The sequence below is a fragment of the Streptomyces sp. NWU339 genome (genome assembly GCF_003143855.1).
Taxonomy (GTDB): Bacteria; Actinomycetota; Actinomycetes; order Streptomycetales; family Streptomycetaceae; genus Streptomyces.
The window spans coordinates 43,293-68,757 of the sequence record NZ_QFRK01000012.1 but is presented as its reverse complement, the minus strand read 5'-3'; the positions used below and the strand labels follow the sequence as shown (position 1 = coordinate 68,757).

Genomic DNA, 25,465 nt, shown 5'->3' with positions numbered 1-25,465 from the left:
GGACGGCTCGTGCCGTCGCGTCACTTCACGTCGACGTAGTCGCCCGCCGCCGTCGCTCCGCCGGTCGTGGACGTCTGGCCGAACGTCCAGCGCCAGTAGCCGTCGGTCGTGGCCTTGACCGTGGTCTTCAGGGCGCCCGTGGAACTCGCCCGCACGTACTTGACCGTCGTGTAGGTGCTGGTGCCCGCCTTGCGGAACTGGAGCTTGGCCAGCTTGTTGCCGTAGCCGACGTACGCGTTCTTCACCCAGTCGGCGCGCGTCAGCTTGCCCGTCACGGTGAGCGTCTTGTTCTTGGCGACCGGCTCCGGCGAGGCGTTGACCGTGGCCCGCGCGGCGCGCTTGACCTGGACCGTGCCGGAGACGGGCAGGTATTCCTCGGCCTTGAGCTTGGTCTCGGAGGCCCAGAGACGGATCCAGACAGCGGTCTTCCAGGTGGTGGCGTCGTTGTTGGAGTCCAGGGTCCACCGGGGGTCGATGTAGAGATCGCCCTCGACCTTCGCCGAGCTGGGGGTGTCGTCGTAGTAGATGACGTGGCCCGTGCGGATGCCGCCGTTGTCCAGTCCCTTGGCGGCCGTGGTGTCGTGGTACAGGTACGGGAACGCGGTGATGTCGCGGGACGTGTAGCCCGCGGGCCAGGTCATGCGGAAGCTGACGCTGGGGTACTTCTCCTCGGAGATGCCCACGACGATGGGCTTGCCCTTGTTCACGACCATGTTCGACACCTTGACACCGGTGTCCGCCGCCTGGGCGGGCGGTGCGGTGAACGCCCCGAGGGCGAGCGCTCCGGTGAGCGCGGCCGTGAGGGCGGATCTGCCAATGCGCATGCGTGTCCTCTTCATGCACGGGACCCTGACCGACAGGGTCCGGATCGCGGCAGGCTAACAGCCCGCGTCCGCACGTCCGTTCGGGGCTCTGCCGCGACCTGCGCGGTCCCTACCCGTCCGAGGGGCGCTCGATGAGTCGGGTGAACGCGTCCAGGTTCCGCGTCGACTCCCCGCGCGACACCCGCCAGGCGTGCTCCTTGCGGATCGCGGTGGCGAAACCCAGTTCCAGCAGGGTGTTGAAGCTGCCGTCGGCCGCCTCCAGGACCTGCCCGAGCAGCCGGTCGACCTCGTCCGGGGTCACGGCGGGCAGCGGGAAGCGGCCGGTGACGTAGATGTCGCCGAGCGGGTCCACGGCGTAACTCACGCCGTACAGCTTGAGGTTGCGCTCCAGGAGCCAGCGGTGGACGGCGGCCTCGTTCTCGTCGGGGTGACGGATGACGAAGGCGTTGAGGGAGAGCGAGTGCCGGCCGACGATGAGGGAGACCGTCGTGGACAGTTTGCGGGTGCCGGGGAGCTTCACGACGTACGTGCCGGCCGCGGGGCTCTCCCAGTCGAGTTCGGCGTCCTTGAGGACGCCCTCGATGACCTGTGCCGCCGCCTGCTGCTGTTCCGCTTCAGCCATGCTGGGAGCGTACGTGACGGCGGTGGGCCTGCGTCGCGGCCGTGTAGACGTCGGCCGTGGCGGCGGCCGACCTGTCCCAGCCGAAGGACCGGGCGTGCCGGGCGGCGGCCTCGCCCATCCGGTCGGCGAGGTCGGGCCGGTCGGCGAATTCGAGCAGCACGCGCGCGTAGACCTCGGGGTCGTGCCCCTGGACGAGGAAGCCGGTGTGTCCGTCCCGTACGGCCACCGGCAGTCCGCCGACCGAGGCGGCGAGCACCGGGGTGCCGGCGGCCTGCGCCTCTATGGCGACCAGGCCGAAGGACTCGCTGTAGGAGGGCATGACGAGGACGGACGCGGCCCGGAACCAGTCCGCGAGCTGTTCCTGCTCGACCGGCGGACAGAACCGTACGACGTCGGCGATGCCCAGGCGGGCGGCGAGTTTCTGCAGTCCCTCGGGCTTGGCGAGGCCGCTGCCGCTGGGGCCGCCGACCACGGGGACGCAGAGCCGGGAGCGCAGCTCGGGACGCTCGTCGAGCAGCGCGGCGACCGCGCGGAGCAGCACGTCGGGAGCTTTGAGCGGCTGGATGCGGCCCGCGAAGAGCGGGATCAGGGCGTCCTGGGGCAGCCCGAGGCGGGCGCGGGCGGCGGCCCGCCCGTCGGACGGGCGGAAGCGGGACAGGTTGACGCCGGGGTGGACGACGGCGACCTTGTCCGGGTCGGCCGAGTAGTGCTGTACGAGTTCCTCGGCCTCTCCGACGGTGTTGGCGATCAGCCGGTCCGCGGCGGCCACTATCTGGGTCTCGCCGATGACCCGGGCGGCCGGCTCGGGCGTGTCGCCGACGGCGAGGTTGGCGTTCTTGACCTTGGCCATGGTGTGCATGGCGTGCACCAGGGGGACGCCCCAGCGCTGGGCGGCGAGCCAGCCGACGTGGCCGGAGAGCCAGTAGTGGGAGTGGACCAGGTCGTAGTACCCGGGCCGGTGGCCGGCCCACGCGTGCATCACACCGTGCGTGAAGGCGCACAGCTGGGCGGGCAGCTCCTCCTTGGCCAGGCCCTCGTAGGGGCCGGCGTCGACGTGCCGGACGAGGACGCCGGGCGCGAGTTCGACGGAGGGCGGGAGGGCGGCGGTGGTCGCGCGCGTGAAGATCTCGACCTCGATGTTGATCGCGGCGAGGCGCTGCGCGAGTTCCACGATGTAGACGTTCATGCCGCCGGCGTCGCCGGTCCCCGGCTGGTGCAGCGGGGACGTGTGCACGGAGAGCATCGCCACGCGGCGGGGCCTGCGATGCAGTCGCAGCCGCGGGGGTGCGGCGGGGGAGCGCCGCCCGAGCCTGGCGATGTACTGGCTCACGTGGCGTTCCTCCTCGTTGTGGGCCTGACTTTCCGGCATGACTTTCGGGGGCGTGCGGGCCCTCCAGCTCCCCAACACCGGAGGAGCCCGCTCCCATTTCCGGGCGGCCTCTCCGGATCGGGTCTTTGCCGAATCATTACCGAATGTCGCTCAACCGTTCGAGTGCCGGGTGCGTAGGCGCGGGGGCCGTCGTCCGGCGGCTCTCCCCGGTCGGTTCCTGGCGGGCTCGGCCGCCCCCATACCCTCGTACGCATGACCGCCCGCGCCGCCTCCCTCCGCCCCTCCCGGGGGACCCCCGTCGTGGGCACGGTGACGCGCGGGACGACCAACCCCAACCGCCTGCGCCGCATGGACCGCTGGATCGCGGCCACGCACGGCACCGCGCTGCGCCGCGCCGACCACCCCGTCGCCGTCGACCTCGGCTACGGCGCCGCCCCCTGGACGGCGGTCGAACTGCTGCACCGCCTGCGAACCGTGGCCCCACGCGCGCGCGTGGTCGGCGTCGAGATCGAACCGGCCCGGGTCGCGGCGGCCCGCCCGTACGAGCGCGAGGGGCTGGCCTTCCGGCACGGCGGCTTCGAGGTCCCGCTCCCCGGACGGCCGACGCTGATCCGCGCGGCGAACGTCCTGCGCCAGTACGACGAGGCCGAGGTCGCCGCCGTCTGGCAGCGGCTGTGCGCGCGACTCGCCCCGGCCGAACCGGCGAGGGGCTCGCGCGGCGGGCTGCTGGTCGAGGGGACCTGCGACGAGATCGGGCGGCGGCACGTATGGGTCGCCCTCGGCCCGGAGGGGCCGCGCACGGTCACCTTCGCGACCCGGCTCGGCTCCCTGGAACGCCCCTCGGACCTGGCGGAACGCCTGCCGAAGGCACTCATCCACCGCAACGTCCCCGGCGAACCGGTGCACGCCTTCCTGCGCGACTTCGACCGCGCCTGGGCCGCCGCCGCACCCTACGCCTCGTACGGCGCCCGCCAGCGCTGGATCCGTACGGTGCGGGATCTGACCGCCGACTGGCCGGTGACGGACGGGCCGGCCCGGTGGCGGCAGGGCGAAGTCACGGTGCGGTGGGAGGCCTTGGCGCCACGGGGGTGAACTCCGGGAACGATCCCCGTGAGTCGTTCGTCACATCGACGGGGCGAGCGTCATAACGGGGAGGGGCAGCCGGGAAGCGTCACCTCTGTCACTTCGGACGCCGACATGGCAACATCCCCCTGGCGAAGGATGTTACTGACGGTTAATCAGTTTGGGGGCGGGTCATGGAAACGGGCAAGCGCATGCTGACCACGGCGGCAGTGGCCGTGGTCTGCGCGATCACCGTGCTGGCGGCACCGGGCACGGCGTTCGCGGCCCCCACTCCCCCGCCGCCCCCGGCCCCGAGTGCGAGCGCCGATGTCGCGCCGTCCAAGGACCTCGAAGCCGTACGCAAGAAGCTCGACGGGCTCTACCGCGCCGCGGCGGTGGCCACCGAGGAGTACAACGCCGCCGAGGAGAAGGCGAAGCAGCAGTCCACCGAGATCGTCCGGCTGGCCGAGAAGATCGCCAAGGGCAGGGAGAAGCTGGACGAGTTGAAGGACCGCGCGGGCGCCGCGGCCGCGTCCCAGTACCGCGGTGGCGGACTCCCGCCCGAGGCCCACCTGATGCTGAGCGACGACCCGCGGGAATTCCTCGTCGGTGCGGGCCGGATCCGTCAGGGCCAGCACGCGACCAAGGGCCTGCTCGGTGAAATGAAGCGCACCCAGGAGGACTTGGAGCAGTACGCGCAGGACGCCGACGCCCAGTGGCGGAAGCTGGAGGCGGGCCGCAAGGCCAAGGCCGAGGCGCAGAAGAAGATCGAGAAGCAGATCGCGGCGGCCGAGAAGGTCGAGTCCGAGCTGGAGCAGGAGGAGAGGGAACGGCTGGCCGAGCTGGAGCGGCGGGCCGCCGAGGAGGCCCAGTCCGCCTGGCTGAACTCCGGCGTCCTCGACGGCGTCGGGGCGGAGGCGACCGAGCAGGGCAGGAAGGCCGTCGCGTACGCCACCGCGCAGATCGGCAAGCCGTACGAGTGGGGCGCCGAGGGCCCGAAGACGTACGACTGCTCGGGTCTGACCTCACAGGCGTGGAGAGCGGGCGGGCAGGGCATCCCGCGCACCTCGCAGGAACAGTGGAAGCAGCTGACGCGCGTCGCCGTCGCGGAGATGCGGCCCGGCGACCTCGTCATCTACTTCGACGACGCCAGCCACGTCGGCATGTACGTCGGAGACGGAGCCATCGTCCACGCCCCGCGTCCGGGACGGGCGATCACGATCGCGGGAGCCGGTTCGATGCCGATCCTCGGGGTGGTCCGCCCGGACCCGAATGCCGATGAAACCAGCAATGGCGACAAGGCTGATGAAGCTCACAAGGCCGACAAGAGCACTAAGAAGGGCGACAGCGGCGAGAAAACGGACGCGAACTGAGCGACCCGTGACCTGCGCCATGTGACCCGGTCCACTCCGATGACGCGACCACACCCCCGCGGGCGTGACGTTCGTCATCCCGGCCGCATCGCCGACGTGTCCAACTGTTGCCCATAACGCGGCATATGACACCGGCTGATGGCCGAGCGGCGTGCTCCACGCCATTCCGCTGCGGCGCCGACACCCGCTATCGTCCCCGCTGGAAGGGGCGCCCCTGCTCGTCCGAAGTGGAGAGCACGGGGTGCACGGGCCGAGATCCCGCGCCCCCACCACGCCCTCGGGGGGAGGGAAGGAACCCGGAACAATGCCCGCACCCGTACCGCGGCAGAGAACGCTCCCGGCCGCGGAAAGCGGTCAGGCGCACGCCGCATCACCGAACGGTGGCCCCGCCGAGGACGCCTCGGAGGCCGGAGCGACGGCCCCGCGCACGGCGGAGCACACCGAGGACGACACCAGGAACGAGGCGACCTCGCCCGCCCCCACCAACCTCACACTGCTGCTGATCGAGGACGACCCGGCGGGCTCGCCGATCGTGCCGGACCTGCTCGACCGGACCGGCAAGCCGATCCGTGTGCGCACCGCCCGCAACCTCACCGAGGCCGAGCGGCTGCTGACCGACGACGTCCACTGCATCCTGCTGGACCTCGCGCTGCCCGCACCCGGCAGCCGGGCGGGCAACGGCGGCGGCAACGGGGTCGGCGGCGCCGGTGACGACGAGCTCGCCGTGCTCAAGCACGTGCTGGAGCTCGCACCCCGGCACGCCGTCCTCGCGCTGACCGCGTCGGGCGACGCCGAGCGCGGCGCGGAGGCGGTGCGCGTGGGCGCCCAGGACTACCTCTTCCGCGACGAGCTGGACGGTCGGCTGCTGAGCAGGGCGATCCGGTACGCGGTGGAGCGGAAGCGTTCCGACTCCGCCGAGCGGCGGCTCGCCGAGGGCAGGCTGCGCGCCCAGGAGAACGCCCGCCTGGAACGCGGCCTGCTGCCGACCCCGCTCCTGGACGGCTCCCCGCTCCACTTCGCCGCCCGCTACCGTCCGGGCCGTTCGCGCGCCCTGCTCGGCGGTGACTTCTACGACGTCGTCCGCACCCCGGACGGCACCGTGCACGCCATGATCGGCGACGTCTGCGGCCACGGCCCGGACGAGGCCGCCCTCGGCGTGGAGCTGCGCATCGCCTGGCGCGCGCTGACCCTGGCGGGCCTGTGCGGGGACGAGCTGCTGGGCACGCTGCAGCAGGTGCTGGAGCACGAGCGCGCGGACGACGAGATCTTCGCGACCCTCTGCGCGGTGGACATCTCCCCCGACGGCCGCCGGGCGGGCCTGTGCCTGGCCGGCCACCCCTCACCGCTCCTCGCCCGGCCGGGCCGACCGGCGCGGCTGCTGCCGTACGACAACAACGGCCCGGCGCTCGGGCTGCTGCCCGGTGCCCGCTGGCCGCGTACGGAGGTGGAACTGGGCACGGAGTGGAGCCTGATGCTCTACACGGACGGCCTGATCGAGGGCCGGGTCGGCGACAGCGGGGAACGGCTCGGCCAGGACGGCATGGTCGGCATGGTCCACCGCCAGTTCACGGACGGACTGCGGGGCGAGGAACTGCTGCGGGCGGCCGTCAACGAGGTCCGCGACCTCAACGGCGGGGAGCTGACGGACGACGTGGCGGTACTGCTCCTGGACCGGGTGCCACCGCAGCGGCCGTGACGAGGAGGGGGCTCCGCCTCCTCACCGTCCGCCGTTGTACGGGCCGTAGGGACCGTCGCTGCTGGATCCCCGGTGGCTGCGCCCGCCGCCGGAGAGGCCGCGCAGGGCGGGACGGACGTCGACCATGTACACGATGGTCGCGATCAACCCGATGATCGGCAGGAACGACAGGATGTTGAAGATCAGGTTCACCACGAAGGCGAGCCCGAGGATGATCAGCCAGAACGGCTTGGTCTTCTTGTCCGCCGCGCGGTAGGCGTCCTCACGGCGGATGGCCGCGTCGATCAACGCGAAGCCGCTGAAAACGATCAGGGCCATGCTCAGCAACCACATCAACCCCGCGAAGCCCTGCATCAGCACAACGTCCACCACCCGACTCGGCTCGTCCTTACGCGGTCACCGTACCCGCAACCGCCGGCCGGCTACCCAGTAGAACGGGCCGGACACCGCGAGAGTGCCCGGCCCGTACCACTCACCGGCACCGCTGCCGCTCGTTCCCACGTGCCTACTTGGCGGGCGGCGTCTTCTTGGCCGTCGTGGTCTTGCGCGTCGGGACCTTCTTGGCAGCGGGCCTCGTCGCCCCGCCGGGGCCGTCGGACCTGTCGCCCTCACCCCCCACCGACTCGAGCTTCGGCGTGGTCACGGCCTTCGGCCCGGCCTCGGGCCCGTCCTTCGGCTCGACGGCGACGGCGACGTCCTCGACGGCGACGGCCATGTCCTCGATGCTCTCGGCGGCCTCACCGCGCCAGTTCTTCACGGCCTGCTCGCCGTGCTCGGCGACCTTCTCGTAGGTCTCGCGGGCCTTGACCGCGTACTCGGCGGCGACGCCGACCCCGCGCAGGGCCAGGTCCTGGGCGGTCTCGCCGAACTTCTTCAGGTCGGTGTCGAGCGAGCCGAGGAACTCGTTGACCTTGGCCTGGACGGTCTCCTGCGTCTCCCTGACCCGGATGGTCGCCTTCTCCTGGACGGCCTTGGGGTCGGTGTTGCGGACGGCCTCGATGCGCGAAGGCGCCTCGGCGCGGATCTGCTCGACCAGGCCCGGAACCTTCCTGGCCTGCTGCAGGGCGAGGTCGGCGGTGCCGGCGGCGAAGTAGAGCGGGGTCGGGTCGCTGAAGGTCTTGCGCAGGTCGTCGGTGATGGCCATGGTGAGGGTCCTCCCGGATCCGTTTTCGGCTGAGGGTTCGTGTGATCCGTGGCGGCGGCCGGCGCCCTGGTCCGGCTCAGCCGTCCGTCCGCTGCGGATCGATGTCACTGCTGTTGCTGCTGTTGCTGCTGTTGCTGCTGGTGTTGTTGCCGGAGGGGCCCCGGCGCCCGGCGTCCTTGCCGCCACCGGCCTTACGGCCGCCCCGACGTATCGCGGAACCAGCACCGGAGCCGCCGCTCCCGTCGGCACTTCCGGAAACCTCCGAGGCCTCCGTCCCTTGAGCCACCTCGACAGCATCAGCGGCACCGACGACACCGGCAGTCCCGGTCGCCTCACCGTCCTCGGCGTCCCCAAACCCGTTCTCCTTGCGGAAGGACTCGTAGATCTGGAGCAGTACCTGCTTCTGACGCTCGCTCAGCGTGGGATCGGCGAGGATGACGGCCCGCGTCTCCACTTCCTCCCGGTCCCGCTCGGCGTCGAGGATGCCGGCGCGCACGTACAGCGTCTCGGCGGAGATCCGCAGCGCCTTGGCGACCTGCTGCAACACCTCCGCGCTCGGCTTGCGCAGCCCGCGCTCGATCTGGCTCAGATACGGATTGGACACCCCGGCGGCATCGGCGAGCTGCCGCAGCGACAACTGCGCGTTGCGCCGCTGCTCACGGAGATACTCACCGAGATTGCCGACATTGAGTGACGCCATACCCCCACCCTGCCCCACCTCGCTAACTATTGCAAGCGTTCGCTTGCAATAGTGCGCCGAACCAGCGCGAGCACACAGCCCCACACGGTTGACCCTCACCTTGGGGGAAGCCGCAGCATCGGTGGGGCCGGGCGAGGTGCCCGGCCTGAGGAGGAGCGAGCATGGGGCTGCTGACCATCGGGGCGTTCGCGAAGGTGTCCCGACTGTCGCCGAAGGCACTGCGCCTGTACGACGAACTCGGCCTGCTGACCCCCGCTCGGGTCGACCCGGTGACCGGCTACCGCTACTACGCACCGGAACAACTGGACCGGGCCCGACTGGTCGCCTGGCTCCGGCGCCTGGGGATGCCCCTCGCCCGCATCCAGCACGTCTGCACGCTGGAGGCGGGCCCGGCGGTCCAGGAGATCCGCGCGTTCCGGGCCCAGGTCGAGGCCGACACCGCCGCACGGCGGGACCTGGCCACCTTCCTCATCGACCATCTCTCCAGGAAGGACCCCTCCATGCCCCCGACCACCGAGCCCCTGGGAATCCGTTACGCCGCACTGTCCGACACGGGCCTGGTCCGCGAGGACAACCAGGACACCGCCTACGCCGGCTCCCGCCTGCTCGCCGTCGCCGACGGCTACGGCAGTCGGGGAGCCGTCGCGAGCGCGGCCGCCGTCGACGCGCTCAAGCCCCTCGAAACCGACGGCATCCCGGCGGGCCCTCTCCTCAACGTCCTCGAGGACGCGATCGACCGGGCCGAGCACGCGGTGCACGGCGTCACCGGGAACGGCCCCTCCCCCGAAGAGGCCGGCACCACACTCACCGCGATGCTCTGGACCGGCTCCCAGCTGGCCCTCGTCCACATCGGCGACTCCCGGGCGTACCTCCTGCGCGACGGGGAGCTGTCCCTGATCACCCACGACCACACCGTGGTGCAGTCGATGGTCGACGAAGGACGCCTCAGCCCGGAAGAGGCCGCCTCCCACCCTCAGCGGTCGCTGCTGATACGAGCCCTGGGCCGAGGAGCCGATGCCACCCCCGACATGCGCCTGCACGACGCCCGGCGGGGAGACCGGTACCTGCTCTGCTCCGACGGTCTGCCGGCCGTCGTGCCGACCGAGGAGATCCACCGGGCGCTCTCCGGGACCGGGGAGCCCGAGCGGGCGGTCCTCGAACTCATCGCCCTCGCCAACGGCTCCGGCGGCCCCGACAACGTCAGTTGCCTGGTCGCCGATGTCGTGGCGCTCCGACAGTGAGCGGCGAGGGCATGCACGTCGAGTTGCACCGGATCCGCTCCCGGGAACTCATCCGTGAAGCCGACGCGTACCGGCTCACCCGACAGGGCGGGAAGGCCCGGCGATTCAGACGGTGGGGGCGCCGAACCACCGGAGCAGGCGGTTGAGGAGGTCCTGCTGGTCGTCGCCGGCCCATGCCACGTGGCCGTCCGGCCGCAGCAGCACCGCGGGGACGTCCAGGTCCTCGCCGAGGTCGACGACGTGGTCGACGCGGTCGGCCCAGCCCGCCACCGAGAGCCGGCCGGTCCGGTCGAGCAGCAGTCCGCGGCCGCCGTGCATCAGCTCGTAGAGGCGGCCCTGCTTCAGCCGCACGTCCCGCATCCGCCGGCCGAGCAGTTCGTGTCCCTCGCCGAAGTCGTAGCGGACTCCGGTCGCGGTGATCATTTCGGTGACGTACCGGTTCACCTCCTCGAAGTCCATCAGCTTCGAGAGCAGTTCCCGCAGCGCGGTCGCGCCCGGATCGGTTCCCAGCAGTGCGATCTGCGCGCGGGTGTTGTCCAGCACGGCCGCGCCGACCGGGTGCCGTTCGGCGTGGTAGCTGTCCAGCAGTCCTTCCGGTGCCCAGCCGGCCACCGCGGCGGCCAGCTTCCAGCCGAGGTTGAAGGCGTCCTGGATGCCGAGGTTGAGGCCCTGCCCGCCGGTCGGCGGGTGGATGTGCGCCGCGTCGCCGGCCAGCAGCACCCGCCCGACCCGGTAGCGCTCGGCCTGCCGGGTGGCGTCGCCGAACCGGGACAGCCAGCGCGGGGAGTGCACGCCGAAGTCGGTGCCCGCGCAGGCCCGCAGCCGCTGCTTGAACTCCTCGAGGGTCGGCGCGGTCGCACCGTCCTCGGCCACACCGTCGGCGGGCACGATGACGCGGAAGACGCCCTCCTTCCCGTCGTCGTTGGGGATGACGCCGAACCGCAGCTGGGTCTTGCGGACCTCCGCGACGACGGCGGCGACCGTCTCCGGGTCCTCGGTCATCTCCATGTCACCCAGCAGCGTCTCGACCGTGGCGGGCTCGCCGGGGAAACCGACGCCGAGCCGCTTGCGCACCACACTGCGGCCCCCGTCGCAGCCGACGAGGTAGCGGGCGCGCAGCCGCGCGCCTCCCTCTCCCCCGGCCACGCCCCCATGGCCGGGGGGACCCCCGTCGGCCAACTCGACGGTCACCCCGTGCTCGTCCTGGCTCAGGCCGACCACTTCGCAGCCGCGCCGGATCTCGGCACCGAGTTCGAGTGCGCGCTCGCCCAGCAGCCGCTCGGTGACCGGTTGCAGGGTGGAGAGGCCGTACGGGTGAGCCGTGTCCAACCGGTCCGGCCACGGCTTCATGATGCCGCCGAAGAGACCGCCGACCTGGAACTTCTCGCTGACCGCGAGGAACCGGTCCAGCAGGCCGCGCTGGTCCATCATCTCGACGCTGCGCGTGTGCAGGCCACGGCCTCGTGACTGCTCGGTCGGCTCGGTCAGTCTCTCCAGGACGACCACACGCACGCCGTGCAGCCGCAGCTCGCCCGCCAGCATCAAGCCGGTCGGCCCGCCGCCGACCACGATCACGTCGTTGACGTCCGTCACGGAAACCCCCAGGAACGATGTCGATTGCCGGCCGGCTCTCCGCGTCGCGCCGCGGGCCCCGAACAGGACAAAAGAGCACGCACTTCGCGAACACCTGATTTCCCTAGGTTCCGGCCTCGGGCGACGATTCTGCGTCACGACCCGGGCCTTGCCGCAAGCCCCCCGGTGCGCTATACGTTGAGAGTGGCAAGGAGCGGGCGAACTTCCTTGCCTTTTCCTTTGTCGGTGGCCTTTCCTTCGCCGGCGGCCTTTCCTTCGCCGGCCTCAGAGCATCAGCAGCAGCCGCGTGTTCGCCACGAGCTTCCGGTTCACGCTGGTGCTCTGCACGAAGATCGTGAAGTCGTCGTTGTGGTCCGGCTTGACGCGGACCTCCACGTCCGGCAGGCCGAGCAGGGCGCGGGCCTCGGGCCCCGTGTACACCCGGTCCGTCTTCTTCTCCAGCACCGCGATCTGCTTCTGCGCCTGGACCTTCTCCGACTTGCTCAGCTGGTAGAACGCACCACCGGTACGGTAGGCGTGCCCGCATTCGATGACCCACTCCCGGATTCCCGCGTCACGGGCCACCGGGATCAGCTGGTACTTCGACGGATCCACCGGGGTGAGGCCGGCCGCCTTGATGGTGTCCTTGTTGACCGCGTCCGCGCCCGTGGAGAACACCGCCCGCGATCCCCGGATGCCCTGGGTGCGGCCCACCATGAACTTCTCGGTGGCCTGCTGGATGACCTGCCCGGCCTCCTCCAGCCCCTGGGTGCTCGTGGCGTCCCAGATGGCGATGTTGTCCTTCGGGAAACCGCACTGCATGGCCTCGCGCTTGCCCATCTGGTCCGGCACGAGGACGGCCAGCGTCCAGTTGTCCTCCTGTGTCTGGAACATCTCGGCCACGGCCCCTATCAGCTCACGCTGATCCCTGACAGGGGCGTCCGGGCAGCGATGGCTCGCGTTCTCCTGCCCGTCGGTGAGGACGAACGTCAGGAAGCTGTGGTCGCCGTACAGTTGGGCCGTCTGCGCCAGCTCCCGCTGGGACTTCAGTGCGGCCGCCAGCAGAGCCGTCATTCCCCCGACCCGGTACATCTGCTTCAGCGACGGCATCCGCAGCACGTCCTTGTCGTAGATGACGCACTCCACCTTGTCCGCGAAGACGTACACCGTGACACGGGTTTCCTGGTCCAGCTCCCTCGACCGGCGGGCGAGGTACGCGATCTGCTGGTCGGCGACTTCGACGACCTTGCCGCTCAGGTGCGACATGGACGAACTGGCATCCAGGACAAGGGCGACGTGGTTGATGTAGTTCTGGGTTCCGGACATGACAGATCCCCCTCTTTCCGGCTTTCCGACTCGATGCTCCTACCGTCTCACCCACCACTGACAATCGGCCTTGCTCTCGGGCCGGGGCCGCACCGCCCCCGCCCCGCACCCGGCTGCACCAGGGCGCGCGCCAGATGTGGAATCCCCGGCTGTCCGGCCCTCCCGCCACCCCGTCATGGCGGCGTACATGACAGGACCGGCCACAAACGGTATCCCGGCCGTCTCCTTCGCCGTGGACAACGTCCACGCGGAGTCCGACCGGCTGCGCGAGCTCGGGGTGCAGTTCGTCCAGGAGCCGCTGGAAATGGGCCAGGTCACCACCGCGGTCTTGAACGACACTTGCGGCAACCTGATCCAGATCGTGCACAGTGAGTGAGCGCGTGAGGGCGTCCGCGCCCCGCCCGCCGGGGAGAACGACACCACCGCTTGCAGCCACCGCTCCTGGTCTACAGGGCTGTGGACCGGCGCCACTGCGGGACGGTCGCCAGCCCCCACAGGTCGTCGAAGTGCTTGAGCCAGGTGGCCACCGTGACCTCGGCGACGGGCGTTTCTTCGCGTGACCAGACATTGAGTTCGGTCTTGTAGCCCTTGGGATCGAAGTATTCCGGACCCGAGGATTCCAGGCGCATGCGTGCGGAGACGTCGTAGAGGCCGTGCAGGACCTGGGTCCGGTTGAAGATACAGACCTTGTCGCGGGGGATGCCGGGGTAATACCGGTACTCGCACTGGACGACGACCCGGCCGGCGCTGGTGAGCTGCTCCGCGATGTCCGAGAGGGTGCCGTCGTAGTCCCGGCAGCGCTGAAGCACCCGGTTACGGAACGCGGGGTCATCCACCGGCCGGTCGCCGGGACCCACCCTGGCCGGCACGGTCATCGGCTGCTCGAAGTCGGGCACCAGTATCCGCACGGAGACATGTCTCGTCGGACCCGGGTCGTCGAGCAGGTCACGGAGACGGTGGTAGAGCTCGGTGTACAGGGTCTCCCCCGTGTAGCCGAGGAAACCGATCTCCACTCTTCGTGCCTGCAAGGCATCGCCGACGAAGCCCCCCAGCTCGCTGGAGCCGACCAGGGCACGAGTCGGAGGCCGCATCGACGAGGACAGTGACGTCACGGCGTCGTAGAGCACGTAGGCGACCAGGCTGAGCAGGGCACCACCGAGGAAGGCCTTGCCCTCCAGGGCGTCCCCCACGGGCTGGACGAACTGTGCGGTCAGTCCCGTCACGAAGACGGTCAGCAGGACGATGCGGGTCACAGCGGGCTCGAAGCGTTCCTGAAAGCGCCGCAGCCGTCGGCCCACACCTCCCCCAGTCGCCCCGTTCACGCGCTCCGGCATACCGAACCCCCTCCGCGCACAGCGGCCGACGGGGCGTCATGTCCCTGTGACCGAACCAACTTGCGAAGGATTCATGGTCCACCTACACCAGGGCACGGACAAGACGGGGATTGGCGGTGGAACGGGCCGGCAGGCCGAGCGAACCGGTCGCCACCGCCAGCGTCATCGCGTACGAGTCCACCGCCCGCTGAACGTTGGGAGCGTCCAGGCTCGCCCCGGTCACGATGCGGTCGAGGTCGATGTAGGCGGAGCGCACGATTTCCAGCAGGCGGTACACCTGCCAGTCCTTCCGCCAGTCACGGGTGTACTCGGACGGCAGCCCGCGTTCCCAGCGGCGGAACATCCGCTCGCGGATCTCCGGGCGGGTGGGCGTCAGGTGCATGTGCCGCACCAGGTCGTAGAGGGGATCGCCGACCAGGGCCATCTCCCAGTCGATGATGGTCAGCACGAAAGTATCGTCCCTGCGCACCAGGTTCCACGGGTTGAGATCGCCGTGCAGCAGGGAGGGGCTTCGGTCGCTGACGGCGTGGCGGGACAGGATCTGGTCGAGGCGGTCGGCGTCCGGCAGCCCGAGATGCCGCGCCAGCCGCTGTGACCTCTCGGGCAGGTCGGCCACCAGCAGGATCAGTTGGTCTTTGAGCCAGCGGTAGAAGCCCCTCGCCCCCGCCAGCGGATCGAGTGGCCTGTAGTCCACCTGCGTCAAGGCGCGAAGCTGGTCCACGAGACCATCCGCTTCGTGCGGCAGCAGGCCGTTGACCGGGTGGCTCGGGGGGCCGCCGATGTCGTCCGGCCCTACGTAGGTATGGATGGCGAAAGGGTCCTCCGGATAGCTGACGCCCAGCGCCAGGGCCCTGGGCGCGGCCACGGAGACGAACGCCTTCTCGATGGCCCGCAGCACGGCGTGCTCGCTGAGGACGCTGCGTTCCCTCCGACACTCCTCGGGCAGCTTCCGCCGGACGACCACGGGACGGTCGAAACCCGATACGCGCACCACCGAGTTGAGGTGTGCGGTCCCCTTGAACACCCGACTCGCCGGAGCCGCTCCCTCGAGCGCCAACGCATCGCGCACCGCGGACTCCGGAAAGTCCACCGGCTGCTCGAGGCGCCGGTCCGGTTGCCAGGTGAAGGCTCTGGCTCTCAGGCTGCGGCCGGCCCCGCTCTCACCAGCGCGGGCCGCCAGCCAGCGGAACAGCGCCCGCTCGATCTCCCCCTCCCCCGGCACGCTCCTGAGCCGCAGCGGCTCGGCAGCCGCCTCCAGCGCTCTGCGCACCTCCGCCGTCGCCTCGTCCAGTCTGTTCTGAGTGAACGACTCTTCGAGGGACCACGCCGCCCTCATCACGTCGGGATACACCGACTGGGCGCGCTCGAAGGCCAGGTAGTGGCGCAGGTCCTTGCCCAGACCGTTGACGGCGACCGGACGGACCTCCCGCATGGCGTCCGCCCAGGCGTCCACCACTTCGGAGAACTGGTCTGCCGGATACCGCATCCGCACCAGATGGGTCGCCAGGTCGTGCAGCGGATCACCGTAGGTCGCCAGCTCCCAGTCGACACAGATGGGCGGCCGGTCGCCGGTATACGACACGATCAGATTGTCACGATGCAGGTCGGCGTGGAGCAGGCCGTAGGGTCGCCGCGCCATGGCGGGGACCCGCTCGCCCAGCCTGAGCAGAGCGTCCTCGGGAATGCCCAGCGCCACGAACAGCCCACCGAAGGCGGCCCAGTTGGGCTGCCTGATCTGTTGGTCCGCAAGATGCGTCAACGTGCGCAGGAAAGCCTGGCTGTCCGTGTCGTTGCGTGGCCAGGCGGGTGGCAGTGGAGGAAGCCCGTTACGGCGCACTTGAGCCATTCGGGACAGAAGCCAGGCCAGTTCCTGGACGAGCAGGGAGTCGACTCGCTTGCCGTTCCCGCAGACGCTGGAGAGCGGGACCCCTTCCACATAGCTGTGGATCGCGAAGCCGTCCCCCCTGGCCAGGACTTCCGGCACGTACGGCAGGGTCCCCTTGATGGCGCTGAGGATCTCCTGCTCGTTCTGCCAGGTCCTGATCACCACCGGCAGTACCTTGAGGCGCAGGATCCGCACGACCACGGAGGTGCCGGTCTCGCGGCCCAGCGCTTTCGCCATGGCTGGTGCGACCGGTACGACGTAGTTCTGGTTGTGGTGGCCGCTGATCGCCTGCCCCACCCGTACGGCCAGATCGACGAAGGCTCGGTACCCCTTGGGGGGCGCGGAAAGTTCCTCGAAGGCGGGACGGGGAAGAGGAGGTGCACCCACTGACCACTCCGGTAGTGCGAGGGGAGTCACGACGTGGCAATCGGTAAACATGAGGCTGGTGTCACGCACGATAAACGGCGCGCGACAAAGGAGCGCGCCGGGCGCACCAGGCGGTTTACCACCTCTCTGCGTGAAGGCCGCGCGAGCTCGTTCGAGATTGGCTTGTCAGCCTCTTGATACGAACGTCAAGGAGCGTTTGCTCAGTCGGTGCGGGCATGCTAACGGAAGCCGACCCGGCTCAGGCATCGGTGGAGAGCAGGTTCCATACCGAGTCGAACCACTGCCGCATGCTGTCCACGAAGACCGACCCCAAGGACGTCTCGTCTCCGTCCTTCACGTGGTGGGTGAGCGTGGCACCGAGGCCCAGGACGTCGAGGGCCGTGATCACCTCACCGGCCTCCAATTCCGTCGGCCGTTCGATCACCTCGTACATCCCGTGCAGGGCTTCGGCGTCGTTGAGCAGGTAGACCTTGAACGTGGGGGTCAGCGGCGTGTGACGGATCCGCAGGTCGACCGAGGGCACGAGGCCTTCGGTCTGCAGGTCCTTCAGCGCTCCTTGCAGCGATGCGGTGTGCGAATCCGTGATCGTTCGCAGCCGCTGCCTCAACCGTAGGTCGTTCCTGTCGTCCTTGACCCTGGGGTAGGGGAGCTCCAGCGCCGGGTCCGGCAGGAGCATGCGCAGCGTGATCCGCTGGGGGGAGATGTAACGGCCGCGGATGCGTTCCGCCTGGAGCCTGATGTGCGCGTCCAGCGACTCGGACGTCAGCGTGTAGACGTCCAGAGTGACTTCGGGCTGCTCGAAGGCCTCGCTGATGAACGGCGCCAACGTCACTTCCCTTGGCAGTCTGGTCGCCTTCGCCGCCGAGGACTGTATGCGCTGCGTCTTGATCACGCGTGACCCGCTGCCCTGTCGCGACTCGATCCAGCCCTCGTTGACGAGTTCACGCAGAGCCCGCTGCACCGTGTCGCGCGAGACCCCGAGTTCTTCCGCCAGATCGCGCTGTGACGGCAGGAAGGAACGCAGCGGATAGGTCCCGTCGGCTATCCGGCCGCGCACGTGGTCGGCGACCCGCTGGAACTCCCTGCCGCCGCCACCCTCACTGAGCTGCTGTCCATCCACTTGTGGACCGTACCGCTTTCGGTCCACCTGGAAACCAATGACTCTCAATTCCTCAGCCATACGACGCTGTCATCCGACCGACTGGCGGCTGCTGGTTAATGGATCAGACAGGCCGGGCAGACCATCTTCACAACAACCAGACCAATTGGCTGGCTGGTTGGCCGCTTCACCGGAAGTGGAGGGGGAGGTGGTTGGTTGTGCCACTGTTCCAGGTACTCGCGGGGCTCGGCGAGCTGGTGGTCGGTCTGCTCGCGGAATCGAAGCTCGGCGCGGTCGGTGTGGGGCTCCTGTTCATGATCGGCGTGTGGACGCGTGCCCGGCGGGACGGGCTCGCCGTGGGGGCGGCCGTGGTGCTGGCCCTGCTGATGGTTCAGGCCTGAGGGCCGGAGCGGATGTGTTCGAGCACGGGTTCCAGTGAGGACAGGATCGTGGTGGCGCCCGCGTCCCGCAGCACCTTTTCCTTCCGCTCGTTGCGGGCATAGCCGACGAAGGGCACGCCGGCCGCCTCCGCGGCGTACAGGTCGGAGGGGGTGTCGCCGATCATCAGGGCGGAGTCCGGGGCAGCGCCCATGGCGTTCAGGGCGCGGTTGACGCAGTGGGGGTCCGGTTTGAGCAGGCTGAGCTGCCGGGTGCGGCCGTAGACGTGGGGGGTGAAGCAGCCGAGGAGGTCGCGGTCGGCGAGGTACCTGCGGACCACGCGGGGGGAGTTGTTCGTGGTGATGGCCAGCCGGGAGCCCGCCGCGGTCCAGGTGCGGATCAGCGGGTCGGCGTAGGGGGTGGGCAACGCCGAGGAGGTGGCCCGCAGTTCCTCCTCGGTGAGCCGTGCCTCCAGCTCCTCCACCAGGTCACTGCCCGGGTGCCGGCGGTCCACGGCGCGGAGCACCACGTGCGGGTCCAGGGACTCGCGTTCGGCCTCCGTCAGCAGGCCGTGCAGGCCCCGCCCCTCCAGCCGGTCGACGAGCTCCTTCGCCACCCGCTGCGCCGAGTGGCCCGCGAACAGTCGGCAGACAGGGCCGTCGAAGTCCCACAGCACCACACGGGCGCCCCTGATCAGATCGTTCAGCTCGCTCGGATCGTTCGGATCCATGGAAGGCTTCCGGTCCTTCTCGGGCTCGTATGTCACCGGATCGGTCCGCTTCGCATCAGAAGTCACCAGGAGAGTGTCAGGTCCGTCGTGATGGTTTCCCAGAGGGCGTCGAACCACTTCTGCGATTCCTCCACGAACGCCTGGTCCCGTTGCCCGGCCTGTCTGGCGAAGAGGAAGAGCAGGGACTGGGAGCCGAGGGCGTCGTACATGTCCAGGGTCTGGGTGCCCCACTCCTCCTCGCGCCTGGCGAGCATGTAGTACCCGAGGAGTGCCTCCTGCCCGTTGAGCAGGTAGAGCTTCACCGGCGGGGTGAACGGCAGGGCCCGGAAGGAGACGCGGACGTCGATGCCGTGGGTGTGGCGGACTGCCTGCAGGTTGTGCTGGAGCACCTGGGCCTGTGCGTTGCGCATCTGCAACCACCGCTCGTGCACCGGGTCGCCGTCGTCGGCGTCCTCGTCGACCAGGACGGGGAAGGCCAGGTTGATCTTCCGGGACGGCAGGAGGACACGGAACTCGATCGACTCGGGGCGGAGCGTGCCCTCATGGATCAGCCGCACGGGTTCACCGACGGCGACCATCAGGGTCTCGGACGTGTGGCACACGACGTCGATACGGACGTGCGCCGCCGAGAAGGCCTCGGTGAGGCGGGGGGCCAGGCCGACCATGGTCCGCTGAGGTTCGTCGGGGACCGAGGCCGGTACGGCGACCCGGGGCGGGCTGCCCTTGCTGACGTTGCTCAGGAGGCCGTCCTCCCGAAGGACGCGCAGGGCCTGACGGACGACGCCGCGCTCCACGCCGAACTCCACGGCGAGCTCGGCCTGGGTGGGCAGGCGCTCGCCGACCTTGAGCTCCCCGGCGCGGATGCGTTCGCGCAGGGTGTCGGCGATCTCCTGGGGCGATTTCCTTTTGTCACCGTTCACTGCGACGTTCTCCTGGGTCACGACCAAACGCTACAACTTTGATCCATCTATGGGGAGTTGTTTGGAAGTTGTTTATAGATGCCTGCCAAGTGGGGACAACTTAGCTAGAGTTGGTTGCCAACTTGGGCAACTTGACCGGGTTGGCGGAAGTTCCGCTTCCGTCGCCGGGGAAGCCCGAAGGGGGAATTCCGTGCCTGTCCTCGCCCTCATCTCCGCGGTGGTCGTCATCACCGTCGAGCAGTACGCCGAATGGAAGTACGGCATCGCCGGCATCGTCGGCCTGCTGCTGCTCACCGTGGGCATCAAGGCCAACAGCCCCGGCGTCAGCTCCGCGGGAGCGGTCCTGCTCGCCCTGCTGGTGGCGCGGCCCGCCCTGTGAGCCGTCGGCGCCCACGACCGGAAGACGTCAGTTGGTGAGCACCAGCTCCGAACTGATCGTCTCCCACAGTGCGTTGAACCACAGGTGGGACTGCTCCACGAAGGTGGCGTCCCGCATCCCGGCGCCCTGACCGAAGCCGAACAGCACGGACCGGACGCCCTGCGCGTCGTACGTCTGAAAGTTCTCCTGGTCGATCTGCGCCTCGCTGCGTGCCAGCGTGTAGTAGGCGAACAGCGCCTCCGTGCCGTTGAGCAGGTACAGCTTCACCGGCGGGGTGAAGGGCAGGGCCCGGAAGGAGACACGGACGTCGATGCCGTGGGTGGCGCGCAGGGCGAGCAGGTTGTGCTGGAGCACCTGGCCCTGGGCGTTGCGCATCGACAACCACCGCTCGTGCACGGCGTGGTCGTCGCCGCGGTCCTCGACCGCCACCGGGAAGGCGAGGTCGATGTCCCGGCTGGGCAGCAGGACACGGACGTCGACCTTGGCCGGTTTCAGTCGCCCGGCGTGGATCTGGCGCAGCGGTGCGCCGATCGCGAGGGTGAGGGATATCGCGGTCAGGCAGACGGCGTCGATCTCGACGCGCTCGGCCGCGAACGCGGCGGCGACACGGGGCGCCAGGGCCACCGTGGTGGGCTGCGGCGGTGCTCCGGGGCCGGTCGGCGCGCTGCCGGGGTCGACGGCGACGGTCGCGGGGGCGCCCTTGGAGGCGTCGGTGAGGAGCCTCTCGGACCGCAGGACACGCAGCGCCTGGCGCACGGTACCGCGCTCGACGCCGAACTCCTCGGCGAGCCGGGCCTGGGTGGGCATGCGTTGGCCAGGGCTCAGCTCTCCGGACTTGATCCGGGCGCGCAACGCGTCGGCCACCTCGCGATGTGTCCTCTGTGGCCGCTGTGACCTCTTCCCTCCATTGACGGGGGCGTATTCCGGGTCCACGACCAAACCCTACAACTTCGCGCCATCCTTGGGCAGTTCAGGGAAAGGTGGTTATGAGCCGCTTCCAAGTGGAGATAACTGAAGAGAAGTTGGTCGCCAACTTGGGCGACATGGTCGAACCTCTCGGGAGGTTGGCTCCTCACGGCGACCGTCGGGAGCACTTCTCGAGGAGCCGGCCGGGCTTCCCTCCTGGAGGGGAGCCGGGAACCCGGCCGGTCAGCACCACGGCGCGGCAGCGCGACAACCACAACTGAAAAGCAAGCAGCTACGGATGACGATCCGACACCCGTCGTCGGCAGACAAACCGGCCGGAGAAGGGAAAGGAAGGGAAGGAGAGCAGCAGCAGAAGCGCTCAGAAGAGGTCCGGGCACCACGGGCGCCTGGGCGTACGCAGCAGGGCGTCGGCCTGACGGGCGGCGCCCGCTCGTTCTTCCCGCACCCGGCCCAGCGCCGCCAGCCGCACCGCCGACCCGTCACCCAGCCACAGCGCCGCCAACTCGGCGACGTCCAGCGTGAGATCGGCGTCCTCCGTGGTCGCCGCGCAGACTCCGGCCCCGTCCGCCGAGACCTCCAGCCGGTAGCGGCCACCGGCCAGCCCCGCGCCGTCCGCCACCTCCAGCACCAGCGTCCCCGCCGCGCCGTACGTCCGGGCCTCCAGTGCCCGTACGACGTCCAGCACGCGCACCCACAGCCAGTCCGTCTGGATCGTCACGGCTGCCGCGCGCGGGTCCGGCAGGAAGAACGGGAGCAGGTCGTCGGGGGCCCGCCAGCCGCTCCTCACCTTCACGATCCAGTCGATCGAGCACAGGTAGTGCCACAGCGCGCGCTCCGCGGCCGGGCTCACCGCGAGCAGCCAGTTCACACTCGCCGTGTTCAACGGCTGCATGGCGTCGCCCCAGTTGTCGTCCGCCTTGTAGGAGACCATGCCCTCGACCTCGCCGTCCGCCGAGCGGTACACGGCGAAGTAGGGCTCGGTCCAGGTCGGGCGGTGGCTCAGGGCGCCGGTGGCGAACTTCCACCACTGCTCCGTACGGCTGACGGCACCCGGCTGGGCCACCCGCAGCCGCTCGTGCAGGTCCGGCCCGAGCTTGCGCACGTCCTCGGCGTCCACGAGGTCGACGCGTCCACCGTCCTCGGGGCCCGCCCAGCGCGGGTCGAGGCCGCTGCGCGGGACGTCGACGGTCCACTCGGTCATCCAGGTGGCGGGGCCGAAGCCGTACCGGCCGTAGATCGGGTACTCGGCGGCGATGAGCGTCGCGACGACGTCCCCGCGCTCCTTCGCGGCGGCGAGGTCCTGGGCCATCATGCGGGTCAGCAGGCCGCGCCGGCGGTGGGTGGGGCTGACGGTGACGTTCGATATGGCGTCGGCGGGCACGGCGGCGCCGCCGACGGCGGTGAGCTCCTGGGCGAAGGAGCGGAGCGTCGCGACACACCGGCCGCCGTCGAAGGCTCCCAGCGACCGGCCCGGCTGGAACTCCGGGCGCCGCGCGTCGAGCTCCTCCCGGGTGGGGGTGGGCTCGCGCAGGAACCCGGTGTTCAGCGCCCGGTTCCAGTCCTCGAACTCGGTCTCGGTGATCGGGCGTACGTCGATGTCGGCACGGGAGGTGTCGGCGCTGGAGGTCATGCGTTCACGGTAGATCGCGCCCGGGCGGGGTGTCGCGCACTTTTCCGCCCGTCCGACCGTCTGCTCCGACCGCCTGCTCCGGCGCCCCGCCTCACCCGAGCAGGTCGTCGACCTGGGCCTCCCCCTCGCGGTACCGGCGTGCGATCTCCGCGCCGCAGTCGTCCGCGGTGCGCTGCAACCCCTGCCGCCGCCGGGAGACCTGCTCCTCGTACCGCACGAGCCGGCCCATCGCGGCGCGCAGTTCCCCGTCCGTACGCGCTCCCAGGTCCGAGAGCTCCACCTCGGCGAGCATCTCCGCCGCCAGCCGCCGGGACTCCTCGCTGCGCGGAGTGCCCAGGGTCACGTGGCGGGCGGAGGAACGCTGGCGGGCCGGGGTGTCCCGCAGGATCTCCGGAAGCCGCTCCACCACGGACGCCGCCACCGGCGCGACGACCGGGACCGCGCCCCCGCCGGACGTGGCCGCGTCGGACGTGCCCCCGCCGGCACCGACACCCGCCGGCCCGTCCACCGGCGTACGCCGGGCCAGTTCCGCCCGCAGGATGTCGATGCGCCCCTGGAGCAGCCGCCGCACATAGCTGAGGTCGGCCTCGTCGCGCCGCGCGTCACGGCGCAGCGCGCGCAGGTCGGGGAGGCTGCGCGCGCTCAGCTCGGGCTCCGGTGCCGGATCGGGTTCCCATGTCGGACTGTCCGTGCGCTGGGCGGGCGGACGGTGGAAATCGTGTTCCCCGAGGCGTTCCCCGACCCCCACTCCGATCGACGCCGACAGGACAGGGCCGGGCTGCTGCCCGGTTTCTGGTGTGCTCATGTGCCTCAACCGTCCCCTCGACCGGTGTGTGCCAGCATCGTGCCACCCCTGGTGGCCGCTATGTGACCGAGTGCCCCTGATCCACCCCAGATGGGGGGTAAGGAGTAAAAATAGTCCGACCGGGGCCCCGCGCGGGCCGCCGTCGGTCATCCGTTCGCCGACCGGCATGATGGACGTATGCGTGCGGTGGTGCAGAGGGTGGACGGCGCGAGCGTCGTCGTGGACGGCGAGACGGTGGGGGCGATCGAGGGCGAGGGACTGTGTGTCCTCGTCGGCGTCACCCATGAGGACACCAAGGAGAAGGCGGCCCAGCTGGCCCGCAAGCTCTGGTCGGTCCGGATCCTCCAGGACGAGAAGTCGTGCAGCGACATCGACGCGCCGCTCCTGGTGATCAGCCAGTTCACCCTTTACGGCGATGCCCGCAAGGGTCGTCGCCCCACCTGGAGCGCCGCGGCCCCCGGGGACGTCGCCGAACCGCTCGTCGACGAGGTGGTGGCCCGGCTGCGTTCCCTGGGCGCGACGGTGGCGACGGGCCGCTTCGGCGCGCAGATGCGGGTGTCGCTGACCAACGACGGCCCGTTCACCGTCCTGCTGGAGGTCTGACCCCCGGGCCCTCGGGCCCTCGAGCCCTCGAGCCCTCGGGCCCTCGGGTCGAAGACCCGGCGCTCAGGGCTCGACCACGGTCTCCTGCGCCGCCGCCGTGTCCCCGGCCATCAGGCGGGCGTCGACGGGGACGTTCCGCTTGATCAGCGCGAGGGCGACCGGGCCCAGCTCGTGGTGGCGTACGGACGTGGTGACGAAGCCGATCTTGCGCCCGTCCGGCCCGTCGTCGGCGAGCCGGATGTCGGTGCCGGCCGGCGGCAGGTGGACCTCGCTGCCGTCCAGGTGCAGGAAGACCAGCCTGCGCGGCGGCTTGCCCAGGTTCTGGACCCGGGCGACCGTCTCCTGGCCCCGGTAGCAGCCCTTCTGCAGGTGCACCGCACCGCCGATCCAGCCCAGCTCGTGCGGGATGGTGCGGTGGTCGGTCTCGAAACCGAGCCGCGGGCGGTGCTGCTCGACCCGCAGCGCCTCGTGGGCGAGGATGCCGGCGGGCGGCCCCGCCTTCTCCGCGAACGACTCCAGGTCGGCGCGGGGCAGGAACAGGTCACGGCCGTACGGCGTCTCCCGGACGACCACGCCCTCGGGCACCTCCGCTATGGAACCGGCCGGCAGGTGCACCACCGCGAAGTCGGCGGTGCGGTCGGCGACCTCGACCCGGTAGAAGAACTTCATCGACTCCAGGTAGGCGATCAGCGCGTCCTGGGTGTCGGGCTCGACGTGGGCCCAGACCGTCTCGCCGTCGTCGACCAGGTAGAGCGCGTGCTCGATGTGGCCGTTCGCGGAGAGGATCAGCGCCTCGGTGGCCTGGTGCGGCGGGAGGTCGCTGACGTGCTGGGTGAGCAGCAGGTGCAGCCAGCTCAGTCGTTCCGCCCCGGAGACGGTGACGACTCCGCGGTGGGACAGGTCGACGAAGCCGGTGCCGTCGGCGAGGGCGCGCTGCTCGCGGAACAGGTCGCCGTAGTGCGCGGCCACGCCTTCGTCCACGCCCTCGGCGGGGACGGCGCCGGACAGGGTCAGCAGGGGGCTCTTCATACCCCTAGCCTACGACTCGGTAGTTGAACGCTTCAGGGAACAGTCCTCGCAGCGGCCGAAGATCGCGAAGTGCTTCATGTCCGTGTCGAAACCGAACATGTCGCGCAGCTTCGCCGTGAACTCGGCGGCCACCTCCACGTCCGCCTCGATCACGTTGGTGCAGTCACGGCAGACGAGGTGGATGTGGTGGTGCCGGTCGGCGAGGTGGTAGGTCGGGGCGCCGTGCCCGAGGTGGGCGTGGCTGACCAGACCCAGCTCCTCCAGGAGCTCCAGCGTGCGGTAGACGGTGGAGATGTTGACCCCCGACGCCGTCTTGCGCACTTCCACGAGAATGTCGTCGGGGGTCGCGTGCTCCAGCGTGTCGACGGCTTCGAGCACGAGTTGGCGCTGCGGCGTCAGCCGGTAGCCGCGCTGCCTGAGGTCGCTCTTCCAGTCGGTGCTCACCACACCACGAGTCTAGGACGTGGAG

25 protein-coding genes and 1 pseudogene are annotated in these 25,465 nt (G+C 70.2%); 8 read left to right on the top strand and 18 right to left on the bottom strand.

Annotated features, from left to right (window positions below):
* Nucleotides 1-20 precede the first annotated feature (20 nt).
* The 3 genes from DIZ27_RS16895 to mshA form a co-directional block, all read right to left on the bottom strand.
* Nucleotides 21-824, bottom strand: a complete 804-nt coding sequence (locus DIZ27_RS16895; RefSeq protein ID WP_258308411.1) for a hypothetical protein — start codon at nt 822-824, stop codon at nt 21-23.
* Nucleotides 825-933: 109 nt separating this feature from the next.
* Complete coding sequence (locus DIZ27_RS16890; RefSeq protein ID WP_109379249.1) at nt 934-1,446, bottom strand: YbjN domain-containing protein; 513 nt, start codon at nt 1,444-1,446, stop codon at nt 934-936.
* Entirely contained in the window at nt 1,439-2,776 is a 1,338-nt protein-coding gene (gene mshA, locus DIZ27_RS16885) for a D-inositol-3-phosphate glycosyltransferase (RefSeq protein WP_109379367.1), read from the bottom strand. Before mshA ends, DIZ27_RS16890 begins: the two co-directional genes overlap by 8 nt.
* A gap of 252 nt (nt 2,777-3,028) precedes the next feature.
* Here mshA and DIZ27_RS16880 point away from each other — a divergent pair, with 252 nt between their 5' ends.
* The 3 genes from DIZ27_RS16880 to DIZ27_RS16870 all read left to right on the top strand — a co-directional run bounded on the left by DIZ27_RS16880 (nt 3,029) and on the right by DIZ27_RS16870 (nt 6,907).
* The gene (locus tag DIZ27_RS16880) at nt 3,029-3,868 is read left to right on the top strand and encodes a class I SAM-dependent methyltransferase (protein WP_258308410.1); all 840 of its coding nucleotides are present in this window, start codon (nt 3,029-3,031) and stop codon (nt 3,866-3,868) included.
* 164 nt (nt 3,869-4,032) lie between these two features.
* Nucleotides 4,033-5,211, top strand: a complete 1,179-nt coding sequence (locus tag DIZ27_RS16875) for an NlpC/P60 family protein (protein ID WP_109379247.1) — start codon at nt 4,033-4,035, stop codon at nt 5,209-5,211.
* A gap of 304 nt (nt 5,212-5,515) precedes the next feature.
* On the top strand, nt 5,516-6,907 hold the full coding sequence (locus tag DIZ27_RS16870; RefSeq protein ID WP_109379246.1) for a PP2C family protein-serine/threonine phosphatase: 1,392 nt from the start codon (nt 5,516-5,518) through the stop codon (nt 6,905-6,907).
* Between the two features lie 21 nt (nt 6,908-6,928).
* Here DIZ27_RS16870 and DIZ27_RS16865 read toward each other — a convergent pair whose 3' ends face one another.
* The 3 genes from DIZ27_RS16865 to DIZ27_RS16855 all read right to left on the bottom strand — a co-directional run bounded on the left by DIZ27_RS16865 (nt 6,929) and on the right by DIZ27_RS16855 (nt 8,751).
* Nucleotides 6,929-7,261 carry a DUF2516 family protein gene (locus DIZ27_RS16865; protein ID WP_181383569.1) on the bottom strand — a complete coding sequence of 111 codons (333 nt, stop codon included), beginning with the start codon at nt 7,259-7,261 and terminating at the stop codon, nt 6,929-6,931.
* A gap of 151 nt (nt 7,262-7,412) precedes the next feature.
* Nucleotides 7,413-8,051: a hypothetical protein gene (locus DIZ27_RS16860; RefSeq protein ID WP_109379245.1), complete on the bottom strand. Its 639-nt coding sequence runs from the start codon at nt 8,049-8,051 to the stop codon at nt 7,413-7,415.
* Nucleotides 8,052-8,127: 76 nt separating this feature from the next.
* A complete protein-coding gene (locus DIZ27_RS16855) occupies nt 8,128-8,751 on the bottom strand; it encodes a helix-turn-helix domain-containing protein (RefSeq protein ID WP_109379244.1) in 624 nt (207 codons plus the stop codon).
* A gap of 161 nt (nt 8,752-8,912) precedes the next feature.
* On the opposite strand from DIZ27_RS16855, the gene DIZ27_RS16850 reads away from it, so the two are divergent.
* Entirely contained in the window at nt 8,913-9,992 is a 1,080-nt protein-coding gene (locus tag DIZ27_RS16850; protein ID WP_109379243.1) for a MerR family transcriptional regulator, read from the top strand.
* A 105-nt stretch (nt 9,993-10,097) separates the two neighbouring features.
* On the opposite strand, the gene rox is transcribed toward DIZ27_RS16850, so the two are convergent.
* Nucleotides 10,098-11,585 carry a rifampin monooxygenase gene (gene rox / locus DIZ27_RS16845; protein WP_309074868.1) on the bottom strand — a complete coding sequence of 496 codons (1,488 nt, stop codon included), beginning with the start codon at nt 11,583-11,585 and terminating at the stop codon, nt 10,098-10,100.
* 264 nt (nt 11,586-11,849) lie between these two features.
* Complete coding sequence (locus tag DIZ27_RS16840; RefSeq protein WP_109379242.1) at nt 11,850-12,890, bottom strand: vWA domain-containing protein; 1,041 nt, start codon at nt 12,888-12,890, stop codon at nt 11,850-11,852.
* Between the two features lie 130 nt (nt 12,891-13,020).
* Between DIZ27_RS16840 and DIZ27_RS16835 the strand changes: the two are divergent.
* Nucleotides 13,021-13,266, top strand: a pseudogene (locus DIZ27_RS16835) (VOC family protein); the annotation flags it as partial.
* Nucleotides 13,267-13,336: 70 nt separating this feature from the next.
* Here the strand turns inward: DIZ27_RS16835 and DIZ27_RS16830 are convergent.
* The 3 genes from DIZ27_RS16830 to DIZ27_RS16820 form a co-directional block, all read right to left on the bottom strand.
* A complete protein-coding gene (locus DIZ27_RS16830; protein ID WP_258308409.1) occupies nt 13,337-14,212 on the bottom strand; it encodes a hypothetical protein in 876 nt (291 codons plus the stop codon).
* A gap of 94 nt (nt 14,213-14,306) precedes the next feature.
* Nucleotides 14,307-16,496, bottom strand: coding sequence for a phosphotransferase family protein (locus DIZ27_RS16825; protein ID WP_375231977.1), 2,190 nt, complete (start codon nt 16,494-16,496; stop codon nt 14,307-14,309).
* A gap of 238 nt (nt 16,497-16,734) precedes the next feature.
* A complete protein-coding gene (locus DIZ27_RS16820) occupies nt 16,735-17,616 on the bottom strand; it encodes a GntR family transcriptional regulator (RefSeq protein ID WP_258308408.1) in 882 nt (293 codons plus the stop codon).
* A gap of 197 nt (nt 17,617-17,813) precedes the next feature.
* On the opposite strand from DIZ27_RS16820, the gene DIZ27_RS16815 reads away from it, so the two are divergent.
* Nucleotides 17,814-17,996, top strand: coding sequence for a hypothetical protein (locus DIZ27_RS16815; protein ID WP_109379238.1), 183 nt, complete (start codon nt 17,814-17,816; stop codon nt 17,994-17,996).
* Here DIZ27_RS16815 and DIZ27_RS16810 read toward each other — a convergent pair.
* On the bottom strand, nt 17,987-18,820 hold the full coding sequence (locus DIZ27_RS16810) for an HAD family hydrolase (protein WP_375231976.1): 834 nt from the start codon (nt 18,818-18,820) through the stop codon (nt 17,987-17,989). The genes DIZ27_RS16815 and DIZ27_RS16810 overlap by 10 nt on opposite strands.
* The gene (locus tag DIZ27_RS16805) at nt 18,766-19,650 is read right to left on the bottom strand and encodes a GntR family transcriptional regulator (RefSeq protein WP_109379236.1); all 885 of its coding nucleotides are present in this window, start codon (nt 19,648-19,650) and stop codon (nt 18,766-18,768) included. Before DIZ27_RS16805 ends, DIZ27_RS16810 begins: the two co-directional genes overlap by 55 nt.
* 163 nt (nt 19,651-19,813) lie before the next feature.
* Between DIZ27_RS16805 and DIZ27_RS16800 the strand changes: the two genes are divergently transcribed.
* On the top strand, nt 19,814-20,002 hold the full coding sequence (locus tag DIZ27_RS16800) for a hypothetical protein (protein WP_109379235.1): 189 nt from the start codon (nt 19,814-19,816) through the stop codon (nt 20,000-20,002).
* A 27-nt stretch (nt 20,003-20,029) separates the two neighbouring features.
* Here the strand turns inward: DIZ27_RS16800 and DIZ27_RS16795 are convergent, their stop codons facing one another.
* The 3 genes from DIZ27_RS16795 to DIZ27_RS16785 all read right to left on the bottom strand — a co-directional run bounded on the left by DIZ27_RS16795 (nt 20,030) and on the right by DIZ27_RS16785 (nt 23,364).
* Nucleotides 20,030-20,941 (bottom strand): winged helix-turn-helix domain-containing protein, encoded by a 912-nt coding sequence (locus DIZ27_RS16795; protein WP_109379234.1) that lies wholly within the window; start codon nt 20,939-20,941, stop codon nt 20,030-20,032.
* Between the two features lie 346 nt (nt 20,942-21,287).
* The gene (locus DIZ27_RS16790) at nt 21,288-22,559 is read right to left on the bottom strand and encodes a GNAT family N-acetyltransferase (RefSeq protein ID WP_109379233.1); all 1,272 of its coding nucleotides are present in this window, start codon (nt 22,557-22,559) and stop codon (nt 21,288-21,290) included.
* Between the two features lie 91 nt (nt 22,560-22,650).
* Entirely contained in the window at nt 22,651-23,364 is a 714-nt protein-coding gene (locus tag DIZ27_RS16785; protein WP_109379232.1) for an aerial mycelium formation protein, read from the bottom strand.
* 177 nt (nt 23,365-23,541) lie between these two features.
* On the opposite strand from DIZ27_RS16785, the gene dtd reads away from it, so the two are divergent.
* The gene (gene dtd, locus DIZ27_RS16780; protein ID WP_109379231.1) at nt 23,542-23,967 is read left to right on the top strand and encodes a D-aminoacyl-tRNA deacylase; all 426 of its coding nucleotides are present in this window, start codon (nt 23,542-23,544) and stop codon (nt 23,965-23,967) included.
* 63 nt (nt 23,968-24,030) lie between these two features.
* Here dtd and DIZ27_RS16775 read toward each other — a convergent pair whose 3' ends face one another.
* Both DIZ27_RS16775 and DIZ27_RS16770 read right to left on the bottom strand, forming a co-directional pair.
* Nucleotides 24,031-24,996: a folate-binding protein YgfZ gene (locus tag DIZ27_RS16775; RefSeq protein WP_109379230.1), complete on the bottom strand. Its 966-nt coding sequence runs from the start codon at nt 24,994-24,996 to the stop codon at nt 24,031-24,033.
* Between the two features lie 9 nt (nt 24,997-25,005).
* Nucleotides 25,006-25,443, bottom strand: a complete 438-nt coding sequence (locus tag DIZ27_RS16770; protein ID WP_109379229.1) for a Fur family transcriptional regulator — start codon at nt 25,441-25,443, stop codon at nt 25,006-25,008.
* Nucleotides 25,444-25,465: the final 22 nt, after the last annotated feature.

Excerpts from the sequence above, each read along its gene's own strand:
- DIZ27_RS16895 (WP_258308411.1), bottom strand. The coding sequence starts at position 824 with ATGCGCATTGGCAGATCCGCCCTCACGGCCGCGCTCACCGGAGCGCTC.
- DIZ27_RS16890 (WP_109379249.1), bottom strand. The coding sequence starts at position 1,446 with ATGGCTGAAGCGGAACAGCAGCAGGCGGCGGCACAGGTCATCGAGGGC.
- DIZ27_RS16880 (WP_258308410.1), top strand. The coding sequence starts at position 3,029 with ATGACCGCCCGCGCCGCCTCCCTCCGCCCCTCCCGGGGGACCCCCGTC.
- DIZ27_RS16875 (WP_109379247.1), top strand. The coding sequence starts at position 4,033 with ATGGAAACGGGCAAGCGCATGCTGACCACGGCGGCAGTGGCCGTGGTC.
- DIZ27_RS16870 (WP_109379246.1), top strand. The coding sequence starts at position 5,516 with ATGCCCGCACCCGTACCGCGGCAGAGAACGCTCCCGGCCGCGGAAAGC.
- DIZ27_RS16865 (WP_181383569.1), bottom strand. The coding sequence starts at position 7,261 with ATGCAGGGCTTCGCGGGGTTGATGTGGTTGCTGAGCATGGCCCTGATC.
- DIZ27_RS16860 (WP_109379245.1), bottom strand. The coding sequence starts at position 8,051 with ATGGCCATCACCGACGACCTGCGCAAGACCTTCAGCGACCCGACCCCG.
- DIZ27_RS16855 (WP_109379244.1), bottom strand. The coding sequence starts at position 8,751 with ATGGCGTCACTCAATGTCGGCAATCTCGGTGAGTATCTCCGTGAGCAG.
- DIZ27_RS16850 (WP_109379243.1), top strand. The coding sequence starts at position 8,913 with ATGGGGCTGCTGACCATCGGGGCGTTCGCGAAGGTGTCCCGACTGTCG.
- DIZ27_RS16840 (WP_109379242.1), bottom strand. The coding sequence starts at position 12,890 with ATGTCCGGAACCCAGAACTACATCAACCACGTCGCCCTTGTCCTGGAT.
- DIZ27_RS16790 (WP_109379233.1), bottom strand. The coding sequence starts at position 22,559 with ATGACCTCCAGCGCCGACACCTCCCGTGCCGACATCGACGTACGCCCG.
- DIZ27_RS16785 (WP_109379232.1), bottom strand. The coding sequence starts at position 23,364 with ATGAGCACACCAGAAACCGGGCAGCAGCCCGGCCCTGTCCTGTCGGCG.
- dtd (WP_109379231.1), top strand. The coding sequence starts at position 23,542 with ATGCGTGCGGTGGTGCAGAGGGTGGACGGCGCGAGCGTCGTCGTGGAC.
- DIZ27_RS16775 (WP_109379230.1), bottom strand. The coding sequence starts at position 24,996 with ATGAAGAGCCCCCTGCTGACCCTGTCCGGCGCCGTCCCCGCCGAGGGC.